The organism is Johnsonella ignava ATCC 51276 (assembly GCF_000235445.1).
Taxonomy (GTDB): domain Bacteria; phylum Bacillota; class Clostridia; order Lachnospirales; family Lachnospiraceae; genus Johnsonella; species Johnsonella ignava.
Window position 1 is genome coordinate 15,513 of the sequence record NZ_JH378838.1, and the last position, 2,989, is coordinate 18,501.

The following is a 2,989-nucleotide window of genomic DNA, read 5'->3' on the forward strand; positions in this document are numbered from 1 at the left end:
TGGTTTTGATGTCCTGATAGATGTTCTTATTCTTGCCTTGTAGTTCGGTGATTTTCCCTTGCAAATCTGCAATGGTCTGCAATCTGTTATCGGATAGATATATCCTTGCTTTGGAAAATCGGTTGAGGTCTGCACTTATCTTTTTATTGCTTGCATAGGGGTTTAACTTTCTCGCCTTTTCTCCCTGTAAATCATAATAAATGCTGATGTACTCATAGAGATTAAAGAGTTCCGCTTTGTTTTCATATTCTTCTTTTTTCTCCTCTTTGTATTGCTCATATTTTTCAAATAAGACTTTGGTAAAATCATTCAGCCAAGAGGTGAGTTCTGCTATTCTTTCTCGGACTGCTCTCACAATGGAATTATGCTTTTTGATTTCTCTGTTAATGTTTCCTTTCTCGGTTTCTACTCCTTTTCGCTCTAAAGCACTTGCACTTGCTCCTAAATGAATGGTCGGGATTTCTTCAATTCCCTGTCTTTCAAAAGAACGATGGTCTACTCTTTTTTCAAGGTTATTTTTCTCTAAATACTGATTGCAAAGAGTGGCAAAATGTTCTCTCCATTTCTCCGCATTTTCTTTGTTGTTCCAATCAGTGAGATCTATCTTTCTTGTCTTAGGTTTTCCGTTCTTGCCTAAAATCTTGTTTCCCTGTTCATCAAGAAGATATTCTTTTTTGCTCTTTGCTCCCCAAGTGCCATCTTGATTTAAGGGGCGAACAGTTGTCATTATATGAGCATGAATATTTCCGTTTTCCTCGTCATTTCCTTGATGAATGGCAAGGTCTGCAATCATTCCTTTGGATACAAAATTCTCCTGTATAAATTTCCTGATAAGTTCTTTGTTTTCTTCCAAACTTAACTCTTTGGGTAGGGCAATAATGAAGTTTCTTACAAGCTGTGCATTGATGGCTTTTTCATTTAACTCCACACTGTTCCATAAGGTGGAGCGGTCTAAAAATTCCTTTGGTGCATTTTCCGGCAAGAAGATTTCTTTATGCTCCAAACCTTTTTTATTGTGATAATCGTGAATTACTCCGTCCCAATCATTCGTCAGTTTCTCACAAGAAATATAGGCAGCACTTGCGACTGCACTTTTTCCTTTTCCTCTTGAGATGATGGAAATATTAAAGTGAAAACTGTCTGCCACTCTTATCAACTCCTTTCGCTTTTAGATTGTCTTTGTTCTTTTCTTTTGTCGTTTCAGGTGTCGGTCTTAGCGTTTTTTTTTCTCGGATAGTCCGTAAAGTGAATGACCGTTTTGAAACGGTACAATAGAAAAAGCCGACTATACTGCAACTGCTTTTGTTGTTTCAGTATGTCGGCTTGCCGATTGTGAGCCGTTTCAAATTTTTAGGGTCAAGGGTGAGCGGTAGCGAATGCACTTTACCCTTGACGATAAAAAAGGGAATGGGGGATATGTGAACATCTTCGCTACTCCTCTTTTGCTCCCTGCAAGGGTAAAAGCTCCGCAGGACGCAAGGACACCCTTTAGGGTGTATAATTGCGCCCTTAGAAAATCTAAGGGAATTGCGATTATACGATGTCCTTGCTTTTCTTAACCTTTTTGAAATGCTCTTTGTAAAATAACCTTTATTTCTTCATTACTTTTCTCGCTTGCTCCCTCGATAATACTTTCTAAAATTGCACCTCGCTCTATCAATCTATGGTTTCGTTTTTTTCGTTCTTCAAGACTCGCCCTCTTTCTGATTTTCTTTTCCTGATTTTTCAACTGCACCAACTTTTTTTCGTACTTTTCAAGTTCATTTTCTTTGAGTTCAATTTCCGATTTTACTTTTTGTAGTTCTGTCCTATTATCTTTCATATCAATTCCTCACTTTCGTTTTTTATGAAAAAAGGTTAAGTACAATTTGCACTTAACCTTTCTGATTTTTTATACTGATTTTCTTATATTAAGAATTTCATCTTTTGCCAAATAATAATTCTTTGGTAGCTTTTCTTTTTTCTTATCTCTCATCTTTATTCTTTTCTCCTCGTATCTGTCCTCATACTCTTTTTGCTTGCCATTTGCTTTACGATTGAGGTAGTTTTGATGAAGCCTGTCTTTTCTTGCCCTTTCTTTTTCTTCCTCCTCCCTTAATTTCTGCTTTTCTTCTTCAGATAATTCTTCTTTCGGAGGTTCATAGTTCCCGATAAAGTTGAAGTAGATTTCGACTTTCTGATTGGCGGTTTGACTGCCTTTTCGATCTCGTTCGTGAATTAAGATTTTTTCTACAAACTCGTTGATGATGGTCGGTGTAAGTTCATCAAAGTTATCATAGCGTTCAATCAACCGAATGAATTTCTTGGCTCTGTCGGTTTCTTTTTCGTATCGCTTGATGGCTTTTTCCAACTCGTCAATTTCTTTGCTGAGTTCTCTTTGCTCGGTTTCATACTGATTGTTTAGAATTTCATATCGGTTATTCGGTATCTTCTCCAGTATCATATCTTCGTATATCCGACACATTAAGCGTTCCAGTTCCTGAAGTCTGTTTTTACTATCTGTGAGCCTTGTCCTTTTCTTTTCCATTTCCATTTTCTCGCTTTCTTCCATTTCGTTTTGAATGGAATGTAGAAAGACTTCATTATCTTCATCAAGGCTTTTCTTGATGTCTTGTAGGGTGCTTTGAATGAGCTTTAAGACTGCTTCTGCTTTTATCCTGTGAGCAGATGGACAAAGTGTTCCACAAGGTACTTTTGTATAGGCACTGCAAGTATAATAAGGAATACTCTTGTAGTTGCTTGTTCTATGCACATACATTTTACTTCCACAATCGGCACAATACATCAGTCCTGTAAGGGGATGGTATTCGCCCCAACCATCGGGATAGCGTTTGACATTTCCTCGTATTCTCTGCACATTATCAAAGGTTTCTTGGTCTATGATTGGCTCGTGGGTGTTTTCAAAGATGAGCCAGTTATCTTCGGATACATATTTACTTTTCTTATCTTTGAAATGCTTTCTGGTTTTGAAGTTGACTGTATGCCCTAA

At 37.4% G+C, this 2,989-nt stretch carries 3 protein-coding genes; all 3 read right to left on the reverse strand.

Going from position 1 to position 2,989, the window contains the following annotated elements; all coding sequences use genetic code 11:
- Positions 1-1,147: MobQ family relaxase (gene mobQ, locus HMPREF9333_RS10215; RefSeq protein ID WP_005541825.1), on the reverse strand; the 1,147-nt coding region annotated here is incomplete at its 3' end.
- A 408-nt stretch (positions 1,148-1,555) separates the two neighbouring features.
- Positions 1,556-1,822, reverse strand: coding sequence for a DUF3847 domain-containing protein (locus HMPREF9333_RS10225; protein ID WP_005541827.1), 267 nt, complete (start codon positions 1,820-1,822; stop codon positions 1,556-1,558).
- A gap of 69 nt (positions 1,823-1,891) precedes the next feature.
- Positions 1,892-2,989, reverse strand: a 1,098-nt coding sequence (locus tag HMPREF9333_RS10230) for a DUF4368 domain-containing protein (RefSeq protein WP_040882916.1), incomplete at its 5' end; no start/stop codon positions are given.